The organism is Stenotrophomonas sp. FW305-3-2-15-E-LB1, assembly GCF_058787375.1.
The window spans coordinates 1-20,141 of sequence record NZ_JBYSZR010000043.1; the positions used below are offsets into that span (position 1 = coordinate 1).

The 20,141-nt window shown below is 63.5% G+C and carries 17 protein-coding genes; 4 read left to right on the plus strand and 13 right to left on the minus strand.

Translation table 11 applies throughout. The annotated features are described in order from the left end of the window. Nucleotides 1-163: 163 nt before the first annotated feature. Both AC3WL7_RS20395 and prfB read right to left on the minus strand, forming a co-directional pair. On the minus strand, nt 164-946 hold the full coding sequence (locus tag AC3WL7_RS20395) for a helix-turn-helix transcriptional regulator (RefSeq protein WP_079221759.1): 783 nt from the start codon (nt 944-946) through the stop codon (nt 164-166). 124 nt (nt 947-1,070) lie between these two features. Further along, a protein-coding gene (gene prfB / locus AC3WL7_RS20400; RefSeq protein ID WP_108746618.1) for a peptide chain release factor 2 occupies nt 1,071-2,196 on the minus strand; the annotation gives its coding sequence in 2 pieces (ribosomal slippage) (nt 1,071-2,120 and nt 2,122-2,196; 1,125 coding nt in all). A 180-nt stretch (nt 2,197-2,376) separates the two neighbouring features. Between prfB and AC3WL7_RS20405 the strand changes: the two genes are divergently transcribed. After that, complete coding sequence (locus tag AC3WL7_RS20405) at nt 2,377-3,117, plus strand: M48 family metallopeptidase (protein ID WP_313143401.1); 741 nt, start codon at nt 2,377-2,379, stop codon at nt 3,115-3,117. A gap of 33 nt (nt 3,118-3,150) precedes the next feature. Here AC3WL7_RS20405 and AC3WL7_RS20410 read toward each other — a convergent pair whose 3' ends face one another. Continuing rightward, nucleotides 3,151-4,062: a LytTR family DNA-binding domain-containing protein gene (locus tag AC3WL7_RS20410; RefSeq protein ID WP_492752801.1), complete on the minus strand. Its 912-nt coding sequence runs from the start codon at nt 4,060-4,062 to the stop codon at nt 3,151-3,153. A 135-nt stretch (nt 4,063-4,197) separates the two neighbouring features. Here AC3WL7_RS20410 and AC3WL7_RS20415 point away from each other — a divergent pair, with 135 nt between their 5' ends. From AC3WL7_RS20415 to imm45, 3 genes are read left to right on the plus strand one after another with little or no spacing between them, the layout of a single operon-like run. After that, complete coding sequence (locus tag AC3WL7_RS20415) at nt 4,198-5,406, plus strand: acyltransferase family protein (protein ID WP_492752803.1); 1,209 nt, start codon at nt 4,198-4,200, stop codon at nt 5,404-5,406. 9 nt (nt 5,407-5,415) lie between these two features. Beyond that, on the plus strand, nt 5,416-6,396 hold the full coding sequence (locus AC3WL7_RS20420; RefSeq protein WP_492752804.1) for a phosphatase PAP2 family protein: 981 nt from the start codon (nt 5,416-5,418) through the stop codon (nt 6,394-6,396). After that, nucleotides 6,393-6,755 (plus strand): Imm45 family immunity protein, encoded by a 363-nt coding sequence (gene imm45 / locus AC3WL7_RS20425; protein WP_492752806.1) that lies wholly within the window; start codon nt 6,393-6,395, stop codon nt 6,753-6,755. Before AC3WL7_RS20420 ends, imm45 begins: the two co-directional genes overlap by 4 nt. Nucleotides 6,756-6,816: 61 nt before the next feature. Here imm45 and AC3WL7_RS20430 read toward each other — a convergent pair whose 3' ends face one another. From AC3WL7_RS20430 to AC3WL7_RS20475, 10 genes are all read right to left on the minus strand, one after another. After that, entirely contained in the window at nt 6,817-9,726 is a 2,910-nt protein-coding gene (locus AC3WL7_RS20430; RefSeq protein ID WP_492752807.1) for a DUF2135 domain-containing protein, read from the minus strand. A gap of 182 nt (nt 9,727-9,908) precedes the next feature. After that, entirely contained in the window at nt 9,909-10,496 is a 588-nt protein-coding gene (locus tag AC3WL7_RS20435; RefSeq protein ID WP_492752809.1) for an SUKH-4 family immunity protein, read from the minus strand. A 377-nt stretch (nt 10,497-10,873) separates the two neighbouring features. Beyond that, nucleotides 10,874-11,482, minus strand: coding sequence for a pentapeptide repeat-containing protein (locus AC3WL7_RS20440; RefSeq protein WP_492752812.1), 609 nt, complete (start codon nt 11,480-11,482; stop codon nt 10,874-10,876). Nucleotides 11,483-11,587: 105 nt separating this feature from the next. Then, nucleotides 11,588-12,268, minus strand: a complete 681-nt coding sequence (locus AC3WL7_RS20445) for a hypothetical protein (RefSeq protein ID WP_492752813.1) — start codon at nt 12,266-12,268, stop codon at nt 11,588-11,590. Nucleotides 12,269-12,352: 84 nt separating this feature from the next. After that, nucleotides 12,353-13,195 (minus strand): hypothetical protein, encoded by an 843-nt coding sequence (locus tag AC3WL7_RS20450; protein WP_492752814.1) that lies wholly within the window; start codon nt 13,193-13,195, stop codon nt 12,353-12,355. A 140-nt stretch (nt 13,196-13,335) separates the two neighbouring features. Next, nucleotides 13,336-13,806, minus strand: coding sequence for an SMI1/KNR4 family protein (locus tag AC3WL7_RS20455; protein WP_492752816.1), 471 nt, complete (start codon nt 13,804-13,806; stop codon nt 13,336-13,338). Between the two features lie 17 nt (nt 13,807-13,823). Further along, the gene (locus tag AC3WL7_RS20460) at nt 13,824-14,177 is read right to left on the minus strand and encodes an Imm12 family immunity protein (RefSeq protein WP_492752817.1); all 354 of its coding nucleotides are present in this window, start codon (nt 14,175-14,177) and stop codon (nt 13,824-13,826) included. 77 nt (nt 14,178-14,254) lie between these two features. Further along, nucleotides 14,255-14,953: a hypothetical protein gene (locus AC3WL7_RS20465; RefSeq protein WP_492752819.1), complete on the minus strand. Its 699-nt coding sequence runs from the start codon at nt 14,951-14,953 to the stop codon at nt 14,255-14,257. A gap of 216 nt (nt 14,954-15,169) precedes the next feature. Next, complete coding sequence (locus tag AC3WL7_RS20470) at nt 15,170-15,601, minus strand: Imm26 family immunity protein (protein WP_492752820.1); 432 nt, start codon at nt 15,599-15,601, stop codon at nt 15,170-15,172. 4 nt (nt 15,602-15,605) lie between these two features. Further along, nucleotides 15,606-20,123, minus strand: a complete 4,518-nt coding sequence (locus AC3WL7_RS20475) for an RHS repeat-associated core domain-containing protein (protein WP_492752822.1) — start codon at nt 20,121-20,123, stop codon at nt 15,606-15,608. Nucleotides 20,124-20,141: the final 18 nt, after the last annotated feature.

Below are 20,141 nucleotides of genomic sequence, written 5' to 3' on the forward strand. Positions count from 1 at the left end.
ACCGCAGGCGCCATGGATGGCGCCTACGAGCCCCCATGGACGGGTTTACGGCGTGTCCTGCAAGCCCACACCGCCCCGCCATCCCACGGATCGCCCGCTTTGGCTCTGGCTTTTGCTGTTGCACCGAGCAGGTGCAGGGCTGCAAGCCCTGCCGAACACCCCCCTACTTCCGCGGCAGGTAGGTCACCAGCGAAAGGTCATGCCGGCTCTCCGGCACCAACGCCACGTACTGCAGGTCCAGCAGGCCGCGCGTGGGATGCATCAGCTTCTTCGCGCCCTCGTCGAAACGACGGACGTCGTGCTCCGGCCACCACAGGCGGAACGTCTCGCTCTGCGCCGAAATGTCCTCGGCCAGCGCCAGGAACGGCGCCTTGTCCGGCGCCTGCGCCATGGCCGCGCGGAACCCGGCCAGCAGGCCGCGGCTCATCTCTTCCCAGTTGAGGATGCGCTCGCGGTAAGGGGCGTACAGGAACATCAGCCACAGCGTGTTGCGCTGGTTCGGCGGGAACTGGCTGTAATCCACGAACAGATCGGCGATGGCCGCGTTCCAGGCCAGGATGTCGAACCGCGTGTTGCGTACATAGGCCGGAAGCGGCTGCATCGCCTCCACCAGCTGGCGCAGGCCGTCGGTCACGCTCTCGTCCGGCGACTCCAGCGGAACACCGTAACCGGACAGCGCAAAGGCATAGGCGCGTTCGTCATCACTCAGGCGCAGCACCTTGGCCAGGCGCTCCAGCACCTCCGGCGAGGCGCGCACTTCGCGCCCCTGCTCGATCCAGGTATACCAGCTGACGCTGACCCCGATGGCCAGCGCCACTTCCTCGCGCTTCAGCCCGGGGGTGCGCCGGCGCCCGGCCGGCAGGCCGAGCGTGGCGGGATCGACACGGGCACGGCAGGCTTTCAGGAAGCCGCCAAGTTCCTTGCGTTCACTCTCGCTGCGCATCATCGCTACCGCCGCACTGGTTATCCGCTAGCCCGCGAAAAGCAGCCAAGCATGTCTTGGCTCTACAGAAAGCCGATTCAGCCGCCCTCCGTTGCGGAAGGCGGTGACCTCCACGCAGGCGCGTGGATCAGGCATCAATGCGCTTGGAACCCACCGCCAGGCCGGCCTTCAGGCTGGCCTCGACGAACTCGTCCAGATCGCCGTCGAGCACCTTCTGCGTATCCGAACGCTCGATGCCGGTGCGCAGGTCCTTGATACGGCTCTGGTCGAGCACGTAGTTGCGGATCTGGCTGCCCCAGCCGATGTCGGACTTGGTCGCTTCCACGGCGTCCTTTTCGGCGTTGCGCTTCTGGATCTCCAGCTCGTACAGCTTGGCGGCCAGCATCTTCATCGCGTTGTCGCGGTTCTGGTGCTGGCTGCGGCCGGTCTGGCAGGCCACGACGATGTTGGTCGGGATGTGGGTGATACGCACCGCCGACTCGGTCTTGTTCACGTGCTGGCCACCGGCACCGGACGAGCGGTACACGTCGGTACGCAGGTCGGCCGGGTTGATGGTGATATCGATGTTGTCATCGATTTCCGGCGACACGAACACCGAGGTGAAGCTGGTATGGCGGCGGTTGTCCGAGTCGAACGGCGACTTGCGCACCAGGCGGTGCACGCCGGTCTCGGTCTTCAGCCAGCCATAGGCGTAATCACCTTCCACGCGCAGCGTGGCCGACTTGATGCCGGCGACGTCGCCACCCGACACTTCCATCAGCTCGGTCTTCCAGCCGCGCGATTCGCACCAGCGCAGGTACATGCGCAGCAGGATTTCCGCCCAATCCTGGGCTTCGGTGCCACCGGCACCGGCCTGGATGTCGACGAAGGCCGCCGCATTGTCCATTTCGCCGGAGAACATGCGCTGGAACTCCAGCTTCTCCACGTGGGCCTGGTGCTTGTCCAGATCGGCAACCACGGCCAGGGCGGTATCTTCGTCCTGTTCGGATTCGGCCAGTTCCAGCAGTTCGGTCGCGTCAGTCAGTCCGTCCAGCACCGATGCGATGCCGCCCACGGTCTTTTCCAGGCTGGAGCGTTCACGGCCCAGGTTCTGCGCGTATTCGGCGTTGTTCCAGACGTCGGGGCTTTCCAGCTCCCGCGTTACTTCTTCAAGACGCTCTTTCTTGGCGTCGTAGTCAAAGATACCCCCTGAGCGACACCACACGATCGGTCAGATCGGTGATGCGCTGGCGGACAGGATTCAATTCGATCATGTCGGCGGTTATGCACTAAATAGATGACTGCCAATGATACCGCAGGCGCCGGGCCTCCGGCGAGGCAGGCCGGGGGCTGGGGCCAGCACTGGACATCCCGCCACACGATCCCGGTAGACTTCCCCACCACCGCGGGAACAGGGGCCACGCGGGCCATCCCAACCAAGGAGCACCATTTCAATGACGATCATCCGTTCCACCCTGTGCCTGGCCGCCTGCCTGCTGGCTGCCAATGCCTCGGCCATCGACCTGAAGGGCTTGTCCAGCACCGGCCTGAAGGCCGGCAAGGCCCTGACCCTGTCCGACGCGGAAGTCTCGGCGGCCGCCGACCAGGCCTGCACCTACATGGACAAGGAAAACCAGGTGGTGTCCGGCAACGATCCGTATGCCCAGCGCCTGGCCAAGATCACCCAGGGCCTGGCCAACGAAGACGGGCTGAACCTCAACTTCAAGGTCTACCGCACCGCCGACGTCAACGCCTGGGCGATGGCCAACGGCTGCGTGCGCGTGTACACCGGCCTGATGGACATGGCCAGCGACGACGAAGTGCGTGGCGTGATCGGCCACGAAATTGGCCATGTGAAGCTCGGTCACAGCAAGACCAAGATGCGCACCGCCCTGCTCGCCTCGGCCGGCCGTGAAGGCCTGGCGGCCTCCGGCAACGGCAACCTGACCCAGCTCAGCCAGGGCCAGCTCGGCGAACTGGCCGAAGGCTTCGTCAACGCCCAGTTCTCGCAGAAGGAAGAGAGCGCGGCCGACGAGTACGGCTACCAGTTCATGAAGCGCCACAACTACGATCCGGCAGCCCTGGCCAGCATGTTCCGCAAGCTGTCCAGCGAAGGCGGCCTGATGTCCTCGCACCCGGGCTCGGAAGCCCGCGCCGGGCGCATCGACGCGATGATCAAGAAGGACAAGAAGTAAGCCACGGGCGGGCGGACTTCCGGGTCCGCCCGTTCACACGCCTGCCAGGGCCTGCCGCAGCAGCGGCAACTGTCGCCTGCTGCATGGCACTTTGACGCCATCAGCCATGTGCAGCAGGGCTTCGCCGCCGTCCAGCGGCTCGATCGAGCGCAACTGGCCCCGGTGGATCAACCAGCTGCGGTGCGGGCGCAGGAACTCCGTCGGGTCCAGGCGCTGCTCCAGCGCCGCCATGGTGATCCGCAACGGGTAGTCGTGACCGCGCACCCGCAGGTTCACGTAGTTCCCGGCCGCCTGGGCGTATTCCACATCGCCGGTGGCCACCAGGAACTCCTTGCCCAGCTTGCGCACCAGAAAATGCTGCGGACGCTCGACCGGCTCCACCGGTGGGCCTTCATCGGGCGGCGCCAGCAGGTGGGCCTCGCCCTGCCGCTGGCGGCCGAACCAGGCCACCGCGTGCACCGCAATCACCAGCAGGCTGTAAGTCTGCACGTCCTTGAAGAACTCGTAGAACCACTGCGCCGGCCAGGCGCCGTAGGTGTAGTGCTGCCCGGCCAGGGCGAAGGCCACTTTGCGCAGCAGCACCATGGCACTGACGTGCAGCAGCCACCAGGCGATGCCGCCCATCACGTAGAAACCGATCCGGCGCCGCCAGGTGTCGGCATGCAGCGGCCAGCGGCGCGCGGCCGCATGCAGCAACGCCAGCAGACCCAGGCTGGCCAGCGCACTGCTGAACTCCTCGATCGAAGTCGCCGCCGCCGGGAAGGGCTGGCCGTCACGCAACGCCCGCATCCACTGCGCCAGCACGTTGCCCGCCGCGGTGCCCAGGAACAGCAGTGACCAGAACGCGGCGGCAAGCCGAGGCCGCCGCGACCGCTGCGGCCGCGCTGCAACAGAGGCGGTCGAGGCCGCCGGATCTCCATTTTCCATGCCGCCATTGTTGCCCATCCGGCCGCGCGCGCATCCGCCATTGGTCCCAGCATCCCCACCACTGGCCCCTGCGCGCCCACCACTGCGCCCCATCCGCTGGCGGCCCGGCGCTGGCAGGCGGAGGGTGCAGCTTCCTCCTGAAGGCCGCCCTCCATGCACCGTCGCCATGACCTGGACACCCTGCGCGTCGCCGCCTTCGGGCTGCTGATCCTCTACCACGCCGCCATGGCCTACGTGGCCGGCTGGGATTTCCACCTCAAGAGCGCCTACACCGCCGAGTGGCTGCAATGGCCGATGATCGCGATGAACCGATGGCGGATGCCCCTGCTCTTCGCCATCAGCGGCATCGCGCTGGGCCTGTCCCTGCCCGACCAGGGGCGGCTGCGCCACACCCTGCGTCGCTGCTGGCGCCTGCAGCTGCCCCTGATGTTCGGCATCGTCGCCGTCGTCTCCCTGCAGGCGTACTGCGAAGCGCTGGACAAGGGCGACGTGGCGCCGGGCCTGGCCCGGTTCCTCTGGCGCTACTGGCAGTTCCGGCCCTGGCCGGGCGCGCACTTCAGTGGCGCCGAATACGGATTCACCTGGAACCACCTCTGGTACCTGGCCTACCTGCTGCCCTACACCGTCCTGGCGGTGGCGTTGGCCAGCCTGCTGCGACCGCTGCGCAGGGCGCTGCCACGCTGGCAGCCGGGCGACCGCCTGCTGGGCAGCCTGCTGCTGGTGCTGCCGGTGGCGTGGCTGGGCTGGGCGCTGCTGGTACTGATGCCACGCTGGCCGCCCACCCACGCTCTGTTGAACGACGTCTACGTGCACGCCGAATCGCTGCCCCTGTTCCTCGGCGGCTTCCTCGCGGCACGCTGGCAACGCGGTTGGCATCTGCTGGTGCGCGGGCGCCGACTGACCCTCGGCCTGGCCTTGCTGGGGCTGTGCCTGGAGCTGGGTATCCGTGCACTGGCCCGGCTGCCGCACGTGGGCGACCTCGACGTCTGGGTGCTGGCACTGCCATGGGCCCAGACCGAGCGCATCGGTCGCGCCCTTTATACATGGTGCATGCTGCTGGCCTTGTTCGGCTGGGCGCGGGTGCTGCTGTCCCGCCCCTGGCCCGGCCTGGACTACTGCCGGGAGGCTGTTTTCAGCTGGTACATCCTGCACCAGACCGTGCTGATCGTGCTCCTGTATGCGTTGCGGCCGCTGCAGCTGGGTCCGTGGCTGGAACCTGCGCTGCTTGTGGCCGGCACCGTCGGCGGTTGCCTGCTCATCCACGAGCTGCTGATCCGCCGCGTACGCTGGCTGCGCCCCCTGTTCGGCCTGCGTGCCGATCCGTTATCGTCGGCGCCTGCCCGCGTCGCGACGGCGCATTGAGGACAACGGATGTTCCAGACGCAATGGCACCTGTGGTTGCAGCACACTTTCGACAGCGGCTGGGTTCTGTCGCTGATGCAGTTCATCAGCCTGCTGGGCTACGAGATGGCCTATACCGCGCTGATCCTGGTGTGCGCCTTCGGGGCACGCCTGCGCGCCGGCCTGTGCGTGATGCTTGCAGTACTGCTGATGGCCTGCGCCACGCATGCGATCAAGCAGAGCGCCGCCCTTCCCCGCCCTACCGATGTGGACGCAGCAGTACTCGACAAGGGCGAGCCATCGCATCCGTTCGTGGTGGATGGCGGAGGCCACACCTTCTGGGCACTGCCGGACGCGCAGGCCACCGCAATGCTGCGGGCACAGCCCGACGCCGACTACGGCTTCAACAGCGGCCATGTCGGCGTGGCGACGGCCGCCTGCGTGGGGCTGCTGCTGGCCTTCGGCATCCGCCGCCGCTGGCTGCGATGGACGTTGGCGCTGGGCTGGCCGCTGCTGATGGCACTCTCGCGCATGTATCTGGGCCGACACTTCCTGGCCGACGTACTGGCAGGCTGGTTGATCGGCCTCGGCGTGGCCGTGCTGGCCTGGCAGTTGATGCCGGGGTTGCGCGGAAAACGGCGCTGGCAGCTGCCGGTACTGCTGGGCCTCGGCGCGGCCCTGGCCTGGGCCTCGCTGTGGACACCGCTCGTGCCGCTGGACGAAGCCGCGGGCCTGCTGGCGCTTGGCCTGCTGGTGGCGTGGCTGCAGTGGCGCGGCTGGCCAGCCGATCCGCGCGGCATCGTGCAACGGGTGCTGCGCGTGCTGGGCGTTGTGCTGGTCTACCTGCTGGCGCGGCCCATCATCGAGTGGCTCGCGCAGAGGATTCCGTTGCCGGATGCACCGATCACCGAGTTGCTGTGGCATACCGTTGGTACGCTGCTGATCCTCGGTGGCGGCGTTGCGCTGGCACGGTGGATTCCGCGGCAGCCGCAGCCCGGAGCATCACGATGACCGCGCCCCCTCGCCCCCTGATCCAGCTCATCGACGATGTACTGAGCCATGGAACCGTCTTCCGCTTTCCAGCGGTCTGGCCTTATGAAGCGATGGTCGACCTCATCCTGTTCGACAACCCTGATGAGGCACGACCCCATGGGCTGATGGTCAGCACGGGACAGAAAGCCGGACTCATCCTGGTCCTGCTCCCGGCGGAATCCGCGCATCCGCACCTGCGCGGCGTGCGTACCGAATGGCTCGTCGCGCAATGGGCGCATTGGATATACCCGGAGTGCCCGGTCGAGCAGGTCCAGGTCCTCCGCCGCTATCCCGCGCCGGTTCCGCACGCACCCGCGATGCCGGACGGCACCCGGTAGATCCACGCCCTGCGCGGATCGACCGTTCCTACCCCGTGCGACAGCCACGCGTGGCGTGGCGCTACCGCACCTCGAACTCGCCCACCAGCACGGTCTCGGCACGGTCCTTCAGCCGCAGGGTGACTGCCTGGTCTTTCTGCTGCGGCGTGCCCCAGTGGGTAGCCAGGTGCAGCATCAGGGTGGTGGCGCCGGTCACCAGCTGCTGGCGGCTGCCGAAGTAGTTGGCCTCCACCTTGTACTTGCCTGGCTTGGCATCGCGCAGCGAGAACTGCTCGGGACCATAGCCGCCGGTGAAGTCCTGCGACATCTGCCCGCCCTGGTAGGTCAGGCGGTTGCCGTAGTAGGCGCGCTCGCCGTTGGGGTCGGTCACCCACAGGTCCATGTCACTGTTGTCGGCATCCCAGGCCAGCACCACCCGCAGGTCCAGCGGCATGGCCTGCAGCAGGCGCGGGTCGATGCCCCGGGTGTCCAGCTTCGGCCGGCTGCGCGATACCAGGTTGGTCAATTCATCCAGCGCGATCAGGGCGATCCCATCGAAGCGGCCATCCCACGGGCGTACGACAACCTGGTACAGCGGTTCCAGCGCCTGCTGCGGCTTGCCGGCCGCCGCCAGCGCCAGGCCCAGATCGCGGAAGCTCTGCGGCTCCTCCTGCCCCATCGCCAGCACCTGCTCGAACACCGGCACGGCCAGTGCCGGCGCGTCAGCCTGCATCAACCGGTAGCCGAGTACGCGCAGCAGGTGGCGGTTGTCCAGATCCATCTCGGCCAGGTTGGAAAGCACGCGCAGGGCCAGCTCACGCTGGTTCTGCTGCAGCAGCAGGTCTGCCACGTCCAGGAAGAAGGCGCTGCTGTCGGCATGCGCGGCGCGCTCGGCCAGGTAGCGGTCGTACAGCTGGGCGGGTGGGCCCTGCCGCAGGCGGCGGGCCACCGGGGAGTCCGGCTGCCACGCTGCCAACTGGATGCCGAGCTGGCCGCCGTTGGCGGGCGACGGTGCAGCCTCGGCAGCCGATGCACTCGCACCCGTGGCATCCAGTGATGCGGCCTCCGCTGACGGGGCCTGCCGGCGCGCACGTGCGGCCTCCATCCGCGATTCGGCAGCCATCATCGGCGCGGGCGGCGGCGGTGCCGCGGGTGCTGGCGCGGCAAGCAGCGCCATCGGCGCACTGGCCGCTGCATCGTTGGCCAGGATCTCCTTGGCCGCGGACGGCGGCGCCTGCTTCGGCCAGCTGCGGTTCCACCACTGCTGGCGCTCCTTCCACTGCGCGGCAACCTTGTCGAGGCGGCGGCGATCCTCGGCCGCACGATCGGCGACCTGGCGGGCATATCCACGGTCATAGTCAGCGCGCAGCGCGCCGGCGGGGCGGATCGCATAGCGCAGGTAATCCTGCAGCGTCTCCAGAACGATCAGCGACGTGCCCGGCCCGACCATGCCGAACTGCTGGGACAGACGGTGCATTGCCTCGCGGTTGCTGCGCCGGTCCACCGCCAACTGCTGCAGGCGCGCCTGCGCCCACAGCCCGGCCAGCAGATCTCCGTCGTCACTGCGGCGGGTAGGCGGCAGCGCCTGCCACTCACCACCGGCAACCCGCACGCGCATCGGCACGCCGTCGGCGGCCAGGCGCGCATGCAGCCACAGCCAGCCCTGCGCTTCACTGCGGCGATCGATCACCACATCCTGCACGCCGCGCCCGGCATCGATCTGGAGGTCCAACGGGGCGGACAGCAGTTCGCGGGCGGCGGCATCCACGTCCGTACCCACGGGCACGAAACGCCCACCATGCGCCTCGCTCCAGCCGCGCAGGCGGGTGGTGTCGGTGCGGGCGCCAGCACTGCTGATTGCGAACAGGCGCTGATCCGCCGCCAGAGCCGGCAGCGTCTCCGGCCCGTAGGTCAGCAGGCCGTCGCTGAGCAGCAGATATTCCTTTACGGTCGGCTGCGGCTGCCATCCAGCCAGCGCACTGGCACCATCCGGGCGAACCGCTTGCAGTGCCGTGCGCAGCGCACTCCAGTTGCCACCCTGGATGCGGAAGCGGCGCACCGGCTCGGCGCGGTCGCGCAGCACGGTCAGCGCGACCGTGCCATTGCCCATGGCAGCGAAGTACCGATCCAGCAATGCGAACTCGCGCGTGCGGTCACGCTGTCCGGACGATCCCGAACCGTCCCACAGCAGGCCAACCTCGCCTGGCACGGTGCGCGGCGTGCGGCTTACCGGCACCGGCAGCTGGGCCAGCAGGTAGTGGCCCTCCTCCCACTTCGCCACCTGCACGTCTGCCCGGCGTGCTGCGGGCAGGTTCCATTGAAGCTGCGCCGGCAACTGTGCCCCCTTGCCGCGCCACTGCAACCGGCCCGCGTCGATGCGGAACGGGGCGGTTCCTGCTGTGACTTCGCCCGGCGCCTGCAGCTTCAGCTCAACCGAGGCGGCGCCTGCCGCGAACTGCAACGGCAGCGTCCACCGCCAACCTTGGTTGGAGAAGGCCAGCGGCTCACGCAGCACGAGCTGCACGCGACGACTGCCACCGGCCGGCAAAGGATAGATGCGCAGGCGGAACTGGTTGCCGGCTGTCTGCTCAAGCAGACCCGGGTCAACACCGCGACGGGCGATCTCCTCGAAGACCTGGCGGCCACGATCCTTGGGTACGGGCACCGCATCGCGCAGCTCGCCATTGATGTCCAATGCAAAGCCGCTGATCTGCTGGCCGTCGGCCAACGGGAACTGCAGCTCGCCTTCCATCGCGCGCCGGTTCGGATTGTGGAACTGCAGGGTGATGCGGGTCTGCGCGATGCCGGCGCGGACCTCACCCTCGATGCTGGCTTGGCGCAGCTCAATGGCCTGTTCGGCACCCGCAACCTGCAGCAGGGGGGCTGGAGCAAGCGGCCGAACGGCGGGGCGAGGCTGTGCGTAGGCAGACCCGGCCAGGGTGCCGAGCAACAGGGCCAGCACGCAGGGGGCGCGGCGGAGGACGAGGGGCATTGGACGGCTCCAGCGGGAGGATGGATGGTTCAACGCCTGGGTGGGGGGAATGGGGTTGCTGGGGAGGCAGCGGGCGCGTATGCCCCTTTCCAGGACCGCCGCCTGCCTTGACCTGATTCAGAATCGCCTCCCGTCCAGTCATCCTTGCAGCCCCATGCGACGCTCCCCTGCGTCGCGCAACATCAGATCTGGCCGTCTTCCAGCTGCTCCAGCACAACAGACCACCACGCGCCTTCCGCGAGCGCAGCAGGGTCAAGCGTGGTCCATTCCGCCGCCATCGTGCTGATTGCAACATCACGATTGAACCGTTGCTCTGTCGGGCGCGCTTGGAACTCACCTCGCCTGAACGACTCAAGCCTGGCCTGCATCTCTGACTGGGAGTAAACAACGGGACCGGAATCACCTGACCTGGCCTGCTCCTGAAATGCCTCATACAACGCCAGAAACCCGAGAAAGCTGGACAAGCGACTATTGACGAACTTATGTATGCCATCACCCGCCGCAATCACCTTCCCGCCTGGTGACAGGCAGAGCAGAAGCTCCCTTCCCCACGGCTCGTGCGCGACGACGAGAAGCTCCTCCCCGTCGAAATCGGCCCTCTGCGGCGCCTCGAACTGCACAAGGGGCATTTCGCCCGGCAGTTTTGAAGGCAACCCGAGGCGCAACATCAGCTCGCTGGACAAAGGATCAAGACCAAAGTCGCTCAGTACTTTGGCACTTACCTCAAGAGAACCCGCATCGTAGATGCGAGGGAAGGAATTTCCAGTCACGTCCAGACCTCACAGGCAGGATAACGCTGTCCGATAGTTGGATGAACCATGCGTCGGATGAAGCTCTCGATTCGATCACCAATCAGATGGGCAGTCATCATCTACCCGCAGCTTCCCGCAATTCGTCGACCACTTCAGTGCGGATCTCTTCCCATCGAGGATCATATGAGAATACAGATGTACCTGGATAAATCACCCTCTGCTCGCGCTTTCCGACAAGGTCCATGCTCGATCTGCTTCCTGCCTGTTTGCGCCCGCATCCGATAAATCGATCCGCACCCTTGGCTCACTCACTCAGATTCGGCCGTTCAGCGCGCATCCTCCTAGCGAGCGTCCAACACCTTGCGATACCTGAGAGCATGAACCCCCAGATCAGATCATGCAATAACAATCCCCTCCGTAACGCACGCCAAGAACTGATCATGGATGTTACAACCAAAGAATTTACTCTTCGCTACAGATCCAGACAGCACCTTGACGCCAGTGAAGTCACACCGCTCAAATACACAGCTTATGAAATGGACGTTTGACAAATTCGCCTCAAGAAACCTGCAGTCAACGAACCTGCAGTCCGTAGCAAATGATCTGGAGAGATTGGCGCTCGAGAAGTCACAGCCAGTGAACTCACCACCCAGCCGCGCGCCATTGAGCCTGGCCCCAACAAAGCTGCATGAAAGGAATTTTCTTCTCACGAAAACATTGCGCATGTCTATGCGATCAAACCTGCACTCCCTTGCTTCGGACTCGTTAACGCTGGCGCCGTCCTTGAAAATGGCATCAGACAGATCAACCCTTTCAATACCCAGATACCGAACAGGCGTGGCGAGCGTGATCCCCCGGTAGTCCTCAAGGCCTTCATCACCATGCCCGAATGGAGATCCGGGCATTGCCGCCATCCTCATCGACCTGGTCGTATCACGAAGATGGCCTTCTATCAACTGCAACTGCTCTGCTTGCCATCTTGCACGCGCCTCTCTGACCTTCATTGATCATATCCTCTGGGACCATGACCAGCACCCCGCATCAACGAATTCGACTGAGCGATGCACATCAATGACGCTTCTACAAAGCTCGCCTCTGCACAAGGCATGTCAAGCCCTCCGCATAGGCGCTGCCTTCAAGCCTTTGACGATCCTTATCGCTGATGACAACGCGTAGTGCTGCTGCGACAGATCGTATGCACGGGCACTTTCATTCGTCAGAGTCAAACTGTAGCCAACCTGATTGACGTCGGGCAGATCAACGCCCAACGCAAACGAATCTCCAATCAATGCAGGGTACCGAGCGAGAAATTGTGCGATGCGTGCATGGGATCTACGGGCAATTTTGGCCTCTGGATCAACCAGCGACTCCACCTCGATCTGGAAGAGTTCAACGCCCGCGTGCACAAGCGCGTCCATATGCGAAACTCTGTCGAGTAGGGAGAGATCATCCCTGAGCAGGAAAAGCCCGTTGGCAATCTTGCCAACGTCCAGCGCGGACAGTGCGCGCAACTGCGCCGCGCTGAGCTCGATCTTCTCTGGGTCCACAACGGTGAACTCCAGATATCGGGGCTTCAATTCTTCAAGAAACTCCCTACAAAAGCCGATGTCATCAAAGCCACCAATTGGATAGACGGCATACGCACAATCAAGCCCGCTACAAAGACTTCTACACTGGTCAACATCCAGTGCATTCGCGGAGGACGAGCGACCCACAGCGAAACCGGCGACATCGATGGATGAAAGTTTCGCAATCTCAACAGCTGAATCTATTTGACTGACCTTTATCATGCCACCCCGCCCAACTGAAAAGAAAGCTTCCGGCTACGCCTCATTGAATGCAACTACAGCGCCTATCCTCGGCGCCCACCCGGGTCAGGTTGTAGCCCCAACCGTCGTGCTCCGAAGCGAGCTAATTTTCGCGTCTACTTTTTCCAGACCCAGCTTCCCACACCCCACAATATTCAACTCACGAAGCGCGGCAAGATCATTGATGATCTCGATATTCGCTATCCGCTTGCAGTACTGGATATCGAGAATCTTGAGATACCCGAGGCTGGACAATGCGCGAATGTCTGCCAGCGAACTCAGATTTTTCAGCCGCACTGCCTCCAAATGGGCAAGCTTCTCGATCCCATCGAGGCTCTTCAGCTTCGTCCCTCCCAGCAGCCCCAGGCGCTCAAGGCCACCCGCCGATGAAGAGAGGGCATCGAAGATCTCATCAGCTACGGGCACGTTCAGCAGGTTCAACTCCTGGAGAGGTAGCGCCAGAGCCAACCTTAGATTCTTCAATGACCTGTCGGGATAGATGGAGAGGACCCTCAACATCGGGAAGCTCGATACATCGAAGCGCACAGGCACGTCAACGTACAGCGTCCTGAGATTGGGCAGTACAACACTCGGCCACACCAGAGTTCCCGTGCCAAGGTGAATGCTCAGCGCCTCGATTCCCTCAGGCAGCCGCCCGTCCTCAAGTCCATCGATGATCGATGGCGCAATGGATCCAGGCCCTATGCTGAGCGACTTGAGACCTCGCATTTCCCTGAGTATCTCTGGCAACGCCTCAAGCTTGTCACCGGGCGGGGACCAGAGGTGGGCCTGCCGAATTTTGGCAAGCTTGTCGCAACTGAAGGGGGCATTGAAGAACACCAGCTCAGCATCTGGCGTCGGGAATGCTGTTTGGTGTCTGGCATCCATCAGAACAACGCTGTGCTTCATGTTCTTCGCCTTCGATGACCCGGAACTTCTCACCGCGGACGCCATCACTGTACATCCACAGAGCCGCCAATTCCCCAGGTTCTGTATCGCGACACTGGTTGATAGGCCGTCTTCACAAGCGGCGCGAACGCGGCGCTCTGTTACCCAGCCCGACGAACAACCTCCACGAGGAACCCAGCAAAGGAGCTCGAAAACGTCTCGAATGCACCGGTGTTGCAGTCGTACCTGAGAACCGGGTACTCCCCGTCCTTTAGGCCACCGCGTGTATCGAAGTAGAAGGCTTCATCGGAATCCGGAGCAAAAATAGGAAGAATTCCTGAAGGAGAAAATCCATCCTCCGCGACCAAGCGAGCATTGTAGATCAGATCATCATCTGCCACATCTCGATCTTCCGGCTCTGCAAGGCCAAACACCGGATCTGGACCGATAGAAAGGTTCCCATACTCAGCCAGCCAGAATTTGTATGAGGCGGGCAAAGGCAAGCCCAGCTCCCTCTCCACATCCTCCACCAGATCTGGAGGAGCAGCACGACCAGGAAAAACCCTCACGCGTGATGATCCAGCGATCATCGCGCCAAGGCGCTCAAAAGCGGAGTTCCACTCAGGATTCACCGGACCTCCCGGTCCAATCACGTGAAGCGCGACTTCAAGGCATCAACAGCGCCCGATACGCCGATGTTGCCGGCACTTCGAGGCAGCGCCGCACTTTCAAAACCACGAACCAGCCAGCCCTCAATTGCAGATGCGACAGAATCATCATCGATGCGCGAGGCCTCTTCAATTGCAATGCAGATGGCGATACGCACGCTTCTCTTTCTGGCAGAGAACTTCGTCGACGATGAAGCGCCTGCCGCACAATAGTCGGTCACACTGCCACTAATCCACAGCTCGACATCGATCACTTCCAAGCCGTCGATGGATACTTTTTCGAAGGCGGTTTTCAGCCTGATGCGAGCCTGGACGATTCCGGGAAGGAACTTCACGCCCATCTCCGGACCACCCATCCTGCCCCCTAGGGTCACTTCCATACACCCTCCAGATGCCTGGCTGCGACAACTGCTCATTCTGAAGCAATGCCCAAGCGCCTCAACTCCGCGATTCCGCCTGCCCAGTCTTCGCGGCGCCTCCTGGCTGCGGCCAAAGGCACCACCAGCAACACTTCTTCGGCATCCGAGTCACTGAAGATGCTCAGCCTGGTATGCGTCTCAGGGAATGCATCCGCGAACTGTGATCCCAACATGTCGAGTCCGCCGAAGTCCCGCTTCCGGATGATGACCTGAGTCTGCGGATCTCTCCTGATCAGGTCGAGATGTACACCCTTGCATGCGAAATCGACAAATCTTGCCCGACTGATATCCAGCGCCCAGTTCGTAGCCTCATAGAATGCCGAACGCTGCTCTGCGAATGCAGCGAGAACGCCAGCATCAGTGCAGAACGCAAAGGGTTCAAGATTGATTTTGATCTTTCCAATCTTTCCCGCAAGGGAGACCCTTCTGAAGAAACAGGACCAAAGGAGGAGGATTGGATTCACATCCAACCCGTCGATCTGAACATCCTCAAGCACCGTTGGACCAATCTCGCAGTTGACCACCTTGCAGTTCGAGACATGAACATCGCGGAGGGCGCTCATCCTGGAAGGCCGCTTTGAAAGCGACATCCCACAGTTGTCAAAAGAACTGTTCGCTATTCGAAGCGCCTCGAAAGCACTGCCGCCATTGTCGAACTTCAGCTTGAACTGCTGAGCATAAATCTTCTGCATCTCTGATCTCAGGACGGAACCCAACCAATTGCGACACTTCCGGCGGACCATTGGGCGAAGGCGATGGCAGGACCGCGAAATGGTCGCGAGCGGTTGGCACAGAAGGCTGGGTTAGACCCAACGGCAGACAAATAGCCGATAGGCCAGCACTGCACCAACTCCGCGAAACTCCACACCTAGCGACAAACACACCACCCTCGTCAGACACGCACAAGGTTAAGCCCGGCCTTCCAGTGCTTCCTCGAGGACTTCAGTGATGTATTCCGCAAACTGAGGCATGGATGATGCACCACTTCTTCCGTGGCACTCCGGTACAGCCTCCCCGCAGAGATTGACGTAAGTGCGCCTTGCGGGAAGCCCCTTGTAGAACACCAGCGATTTCAGATCCGGCAATGCATCCGTAACGCCCTTTTGCAGAACAGGCCAACTGCCATCTTCGATACGAAGCGTCACGATGTTGTGAACCGGCATAACCTCATCATAGTCGGCAACCGAATCAAGCAGTCCCGGTTCGTCCAGTTTCAGATCAAAGAACTGCGCCAGCCTCCATCGATCCGAAATGTGGATGATTCGACCAACCCCATGGCCGCCTTTCGGCAGCGGAACCGCGAATACGTCACCAACCTCAACTTTGAACTTCTTTGGCATTCAATTATCCTCTGCACGCTGGGAGATTCACACTTGACCCTGGCGAATCGGCGCTGAGGCTGTCGTAGTGCGCACGAAATGCCTTGCCACGATCATCCGTACGGTTGATATCAAATCCCACTTGTCGATTGCCCTCCGCGCCTGGACCGAACGGTTTTCCTCGTTGCGATGTCTCGATAGTGCCATGCGTATCTATGTAAAACTGCTCTTTGCCTCGTGCTTCAGCATAGTTTGCCGCAGCATCCAACTCGATGCTTTCCAATGCACCGTGCAACCGGCCGCTGGTCTGGTGTTCATTCATCCGCTCGAAATAACGTGAGTGCTCGGTGAGTCCAACGTACTTCACTTCGCCGCTTTTTCGATCAACCAGAGCATAGATGGTGTAGCCCTGACCATCTGCTCCAGTGTGATCCAATGCTGTCAATCCCAATGGATCGATCCAGCTGGTTGTGCTCGGCCCGAACGCATGAAGGTTTGTGCCAGGTATCGTGCCTAGTGGATCTCGGCTGGTGTAGCTGGCTGTTGTTGTATCGAAGTACCGGAAACGGTTGTAGTGCAGCTCGGTTTCCTCGTCGAAGTACTGCCCTTGAAGACGAAGCGGGTTACATAGTGGCCCAGGCTCGTTCGCCTCAACTTTGCCTGATGCATTGTAGTGCGCCGCCCAAAGAACCATGCCGTACCGATCAGTAACCCTTGTCGGCGCGCCATTGGGCTCGTTGTGATAGAAGAGGACTTGCGTCAGTGCGGCATCCTGACAGGAGCCGGCGATCAGCGCTCCGCTGCCGGTTTCCACCGTCTGTTTGGTATCAGGATGCGGTAGGGATCTCGCCGGCCTTTGATGTCTTGCAGCAGGTCCACCAAGCACCACGGCACCCAATGCAGCGCCTGAAAGCCCCCCAATTCGCGGTTCGCTGACAGGCTGGGCTAAACGACTCGCCGGAACAACAGGGTCGTTCACTACGTTAGGTGGTGAAACGCGGGGGGGAGCTGAGTCTGATGCTTCCTCGACAACAGCACTACACGTGCCTATAGCCTTCAGCCCCGTCACGTCTTGACCGCACCGACTCAACAGCGCCAACGGCGCAAACGTCCCCGGGTAGTACACATACTCCCGCACTCGCTCATGCAGCTTTTCCAACCGCCGCTGCCGGCGCCTCACCTCTACCAAGCTCGCCACATTACCCACCCAGACCGGCGCCGCCTCTTCGGCATCGTTGGCCTGCTGCACCTCACCCAGCAACGCATCTCCATCCCAGAAGAACCACGTCGTCTGCGTCGGGTTGCGCTTGAACACCCGCCGTCCCAGCGGGTCGTAGCCGTAGTACGTTGACTGCCCGTTGCGGCGGCTCTCGGCCAACCGATGGTTGGCATCCCAGATCAGCGTCAGGTCATCCGGCGCATCCCCATGCGGCACGCCCTTGCGCACCAGGTCGCCTGCCCGGTCAAACACGTAGTGCGTGCCCTGGTAGGTGCCCTCGCGCGTCCAGGTGGTCAGGTCGTCATCGTCGCCGCCCACCACCTTGCGCGCCTGCACCTGCTTCACCTCGGTGCGCAGCCGGTCGCCCGCCGGATCGTTGAAGTAGCGCTCCACCTTTCCTTTGGGGTCGATGTGCTGCAACAGGCGCCCGATCGCGTCGTAGCGGTACTCGTCCACGCCCTGTGCGCTGTCGCTGCGCCGTGTCAGGTTGCCACTGCGGTCGTAGTCATAACGCGTTTCGAACAGCGGCGCGGCATCCTTCAGTACCGACTGCGAGGTCAGCAGGTTGCGGCTGTCATAGGTGAAGTCGCGCTGTAGATGCGGGCTCAGCTGCTCGCGCGTTGTGCGACCTAGCGCGTCGCGCTCAATGGAGATCGGCGACTCGTCATTGATCGCCACCGACACCGTCTGGTCCCGCAGGTCGTAGCCAAACGCCACGCGGTTACCCGCCGAGGTCTCGCGCAGGACCTCATTTCCCACTTCATCGTAGCCATAGCCGACACGGAAGCCATCCTGCAGCTCTTCCAGCAGCTGGCCCAGCGGGTCATAACGGCGCTTGACCGTGCGCGCCGGATTGCGCAGCTCGACAATCTGCCCCTGCACGTCGTAGACAAAGTGCTCCTGCACCTGCTGGCCGGGATGACGTACATCCGGCAGCGTCTTGCGGGTGATGCGCCCAAGCTTGTCGGTGGTAAAGGCGATGCGCTGGCCCAGCGGATCCAGGGTCGCCGTCAGCCGCCCGGCAGCATCGTAGCTGTAACGCCGTGATTGCCCCCAGTAGTCCACTTCCTCGACGATGCGGCCCAGCGCATCACGTACAAGCTGGTAGGTCTCGCCGCGCTGGTTGACGACCGCGATGAGCTGTTCTTCGGTGTCATAGCGATACTCAACGCTGTGGCCATCGGCCTGCAGGCGCTTGCCGATCTGTCCGATGCCCACGTACTGCAGCCGCGTCTGCGCACCCACTTCATCGGTGTAACGCACCAGCTGATCTTCGGCATCGTACTCGCAGCGCACACCGGCGCCATCGGGGCCAGCGGTGGCCAGCAGGCGTCCCTTGGCGTCGTACTCGTAGCGGCTGGCCTGTCCCAAAGGATCCACCTGGCGCAGCAGGTTGCCGAGCGGATCGTGCTCGAAGCGGCTCTCATGGCCGAGCGCATCAATGACGGCAGCCACCAGCCCATGACGGTCATAGCGCAGGCGTGTCACCGCCTGGCGCGCGTTGGTCTGCGACTCCAACTGTCCCCGTGCGTCGTACTCGAAGCGTGTGGTTGCACCCAGTGGATCGGTCTGGCTGACCAGCAGGCCCCGGCCGTCATACGCCTGTTGCCAGTCGACACCATCCGGCGTCCGCAGCGACACCATATGGTCGTCCAGGTCGTACTCCATCTGTATCGACGTGCCATCGGCGCGCGTCAGGCACACCAGGTTTCCCTGCGCATCATAGGCAAACGCCGTACGCAGCCCCTCCGGATCGGTCACCGCCACGGTCCGCCCGAAATCGTCGTACTCGAACAGCGTCACGCCATCGAGCGGATCGATCTCGCAAAGCGGCAACTGGTTCTCGTCGAACTTGACCACGCTCAGGTGGCCCAGCGAGTCGGTCACCCGGGTCTCGCGCAGCAGCGCGTCGTACTCGAAGTGGTAGTCGTACAGGCCGCCATCGCCCCACGAGTGCACTACCCTGCCCTGTGGGTCGAACGCGTAGTGGAATGACAGGCCCACGCGGTCGGTGTGCCGCACCAGGCGATGCTGTTCGTACGCGAAGGTGCGCGGCGCACCCAGCGCATCGACGGCCGCCAACAGATCACCCTCGCCACTGTAGCGGTAGCTCACCAGCGGATGCACCAGGCCGGTGGCCGGATCATGCAGCGCCATCCGGTCGATGCGGCCGTGGCGCGCCTCCACCTCGATGAAGCGCCCCTGCAGGTCGCCGACGCCACTTTCGACAATGCGCACCAGATGGCCGTCGCGGCGCTCGAACCGCCAGTGGTTGCCGTGGGCATCCTCGATGCGCTCGATCGGCCACGACTGCGGATTCGGCAGCGCACTGACGCCTGCCGGCAGTTCGCCGCCGAACACATACTTCAGGCCGCTCTTGAAGCGCACCTGCCATTGCCCGCGCCGCCGCAGCAGGCGTGCGCCGTCGACGAAATCGAGGATCGCCCCGGCCTCGCCGTCGGCCGGTGGCAGCTCGGGGAAGAACGCGGCCTGGTCCGGGCCGGACAGCCACACGCTGCCGTCGTCCAGCAGTTCCAGGCGGATATCGGCCGGCGTCTGCCAGCGGGCGCCGCACAGGCCCGGCTCACCTGCCCGGCGCGAGCCGTAGCTGCGCTGCCAGGCGAAGGACAGCCGCCCGGGAATGTCGAAGTCCTGGTGGCTGACCACCACGCTGCCATCGCGGATATCGACCGGCTCGGCGCGCAGCACCTTGCACTTGAGGAAGCTCGAGGGCAGATGGCCCCATTTGCCACGCCGCCAGTTGGCAAAGGCATCCATCTTCTTGCGGAAGAAGGCGCTCTTGCGCAGCTTGCCCAGCCCGGCAAACGCGGCGCGGAACGCCAGCGCAGTCCAGGACACCGTGGGCGGCCCGCCGATGGTGACGCTGGTGGGGATGGCCACGTTCAGGCCGGTGGGCAGCGACATTGCGCGCAGCGGCTTCTTCGGCTTCTTCACCCGGAACGGGTTGATCATGCCGGCCAGGTTGCAGTCCAGCACCGGCATGGCCAGCCGCGAGAACGGCTCGCCGTCGGCCGACACCGTGCGGCTGCCCATGAAGATCTCTTCGCCGTCGAACTGCGGTCCCATCGGCGCAGCCAGCGGCGGCCCCCACACGCCCAGCGGAATGTGGATGTCCAGGCCACCGGTACCGGCAGTACCGCGGTGCACGCCATTGACCTTGATGGTCGACCCGATGAACGGGATGTAGTCGAACGGATCCAGCACCAGGCCGATGTGCGGCGTCGGCAGCGGGCACGGCGGCACCGCGTACATGTGGATGTCGATGCCCAGCTGCGGATCGAAATGCTTGGCGGCGATGCTCACGGCAACACTCCTTGTTGC

Bases quoted from the DNA above. Each gene is read 5' to 3' on its own strand.
- AC3WL7_RS20420 (WP_492752804.1), top strand. From the start codon at position 5,416: ATGTTCCAGACGCAATGGCACCTGTGGTTGCAGCACACTTTCGACAGC.
- AC3WL7_RS20445 (WP_492752813.1), bottom strand. From the start codon at position 12,268: ATGATAAAGGTCAGTCAAATAGATTCAGCTGTTGAGATTGCGAAACTT.
- AC3WL7_RS20415 (WP_492752803.1), top strand. From the start codon at position 4,198: ATGCACCGTCGCCATGACCTGGACACCCTGCGCGTCGCCGCCTTCGGG.
- AC3WL7_RS20470 (WP_492752820.1), bottom strand. From the start codon at position 15,601: ATGCCAAAGAAGTTCAAAGTTGAGGTTGGTGACGTATTCGCGGTTCCG.
- imm45 (WP_492752806.1), top strand. From the start codon at position 6,393: ATGACCGCGCCCCCTCGCCCCCTGATCCAGCTCATCGACGATGTACTG.
- AC3WL7_RS20440 (WP_492752812.1), bottom strand. From the start codon at position 11,482: ATGAAGGTCAGAGAGGCGCGTGCAAGATGGCAAGCAGAGCAGTTGCAG.
- AC3WL7_RS20450 (WP_492752814.1), bottom strand. From the start codon at position 13,195: ATGAAGCACAGCGTTGTTCTGATGGATGCCAGACACCAAACAGCATTC.
- AC3WL7_RS20395 (WP_079221759.1), bottom strand. From the start codon at position 946: ATGATGCGCAGCGAGAGTGAACGCAAGGAACTTGGCGGCTTCCTGAAA.
- AC3WL7_RS20410 (WP_492752801.1), bottom strand. From the start codon at position 4,062: ATGGGCAACAATGGCGGCATGGAAAATGGAGATCCGGCGGCCTCGACC.
- AC3WL7_RS20430 (WP_492752807.1), bottom strand. From the start codon at position 9,726: ATGCCCCTCGTCCTCCGCCGCGCCCCCTGCGTGCTGGCCCTGTTGCTC.
- AC3WL7_RS20465 (WP_492752819.1), bottom strand. From the start codon at position 14,953: ATGCAGAAGATTTATGCTCAGCAGTTCAAGCTGAAGTTCGACAATGGC.
- AC3WL7_RS20405 (WP_313143401.1), top strand. From the start codon at position 2,377: ATGACGATCATCCGTTCCACCCTGTGCCTGGCCGCCTGCCTGCTGGCT.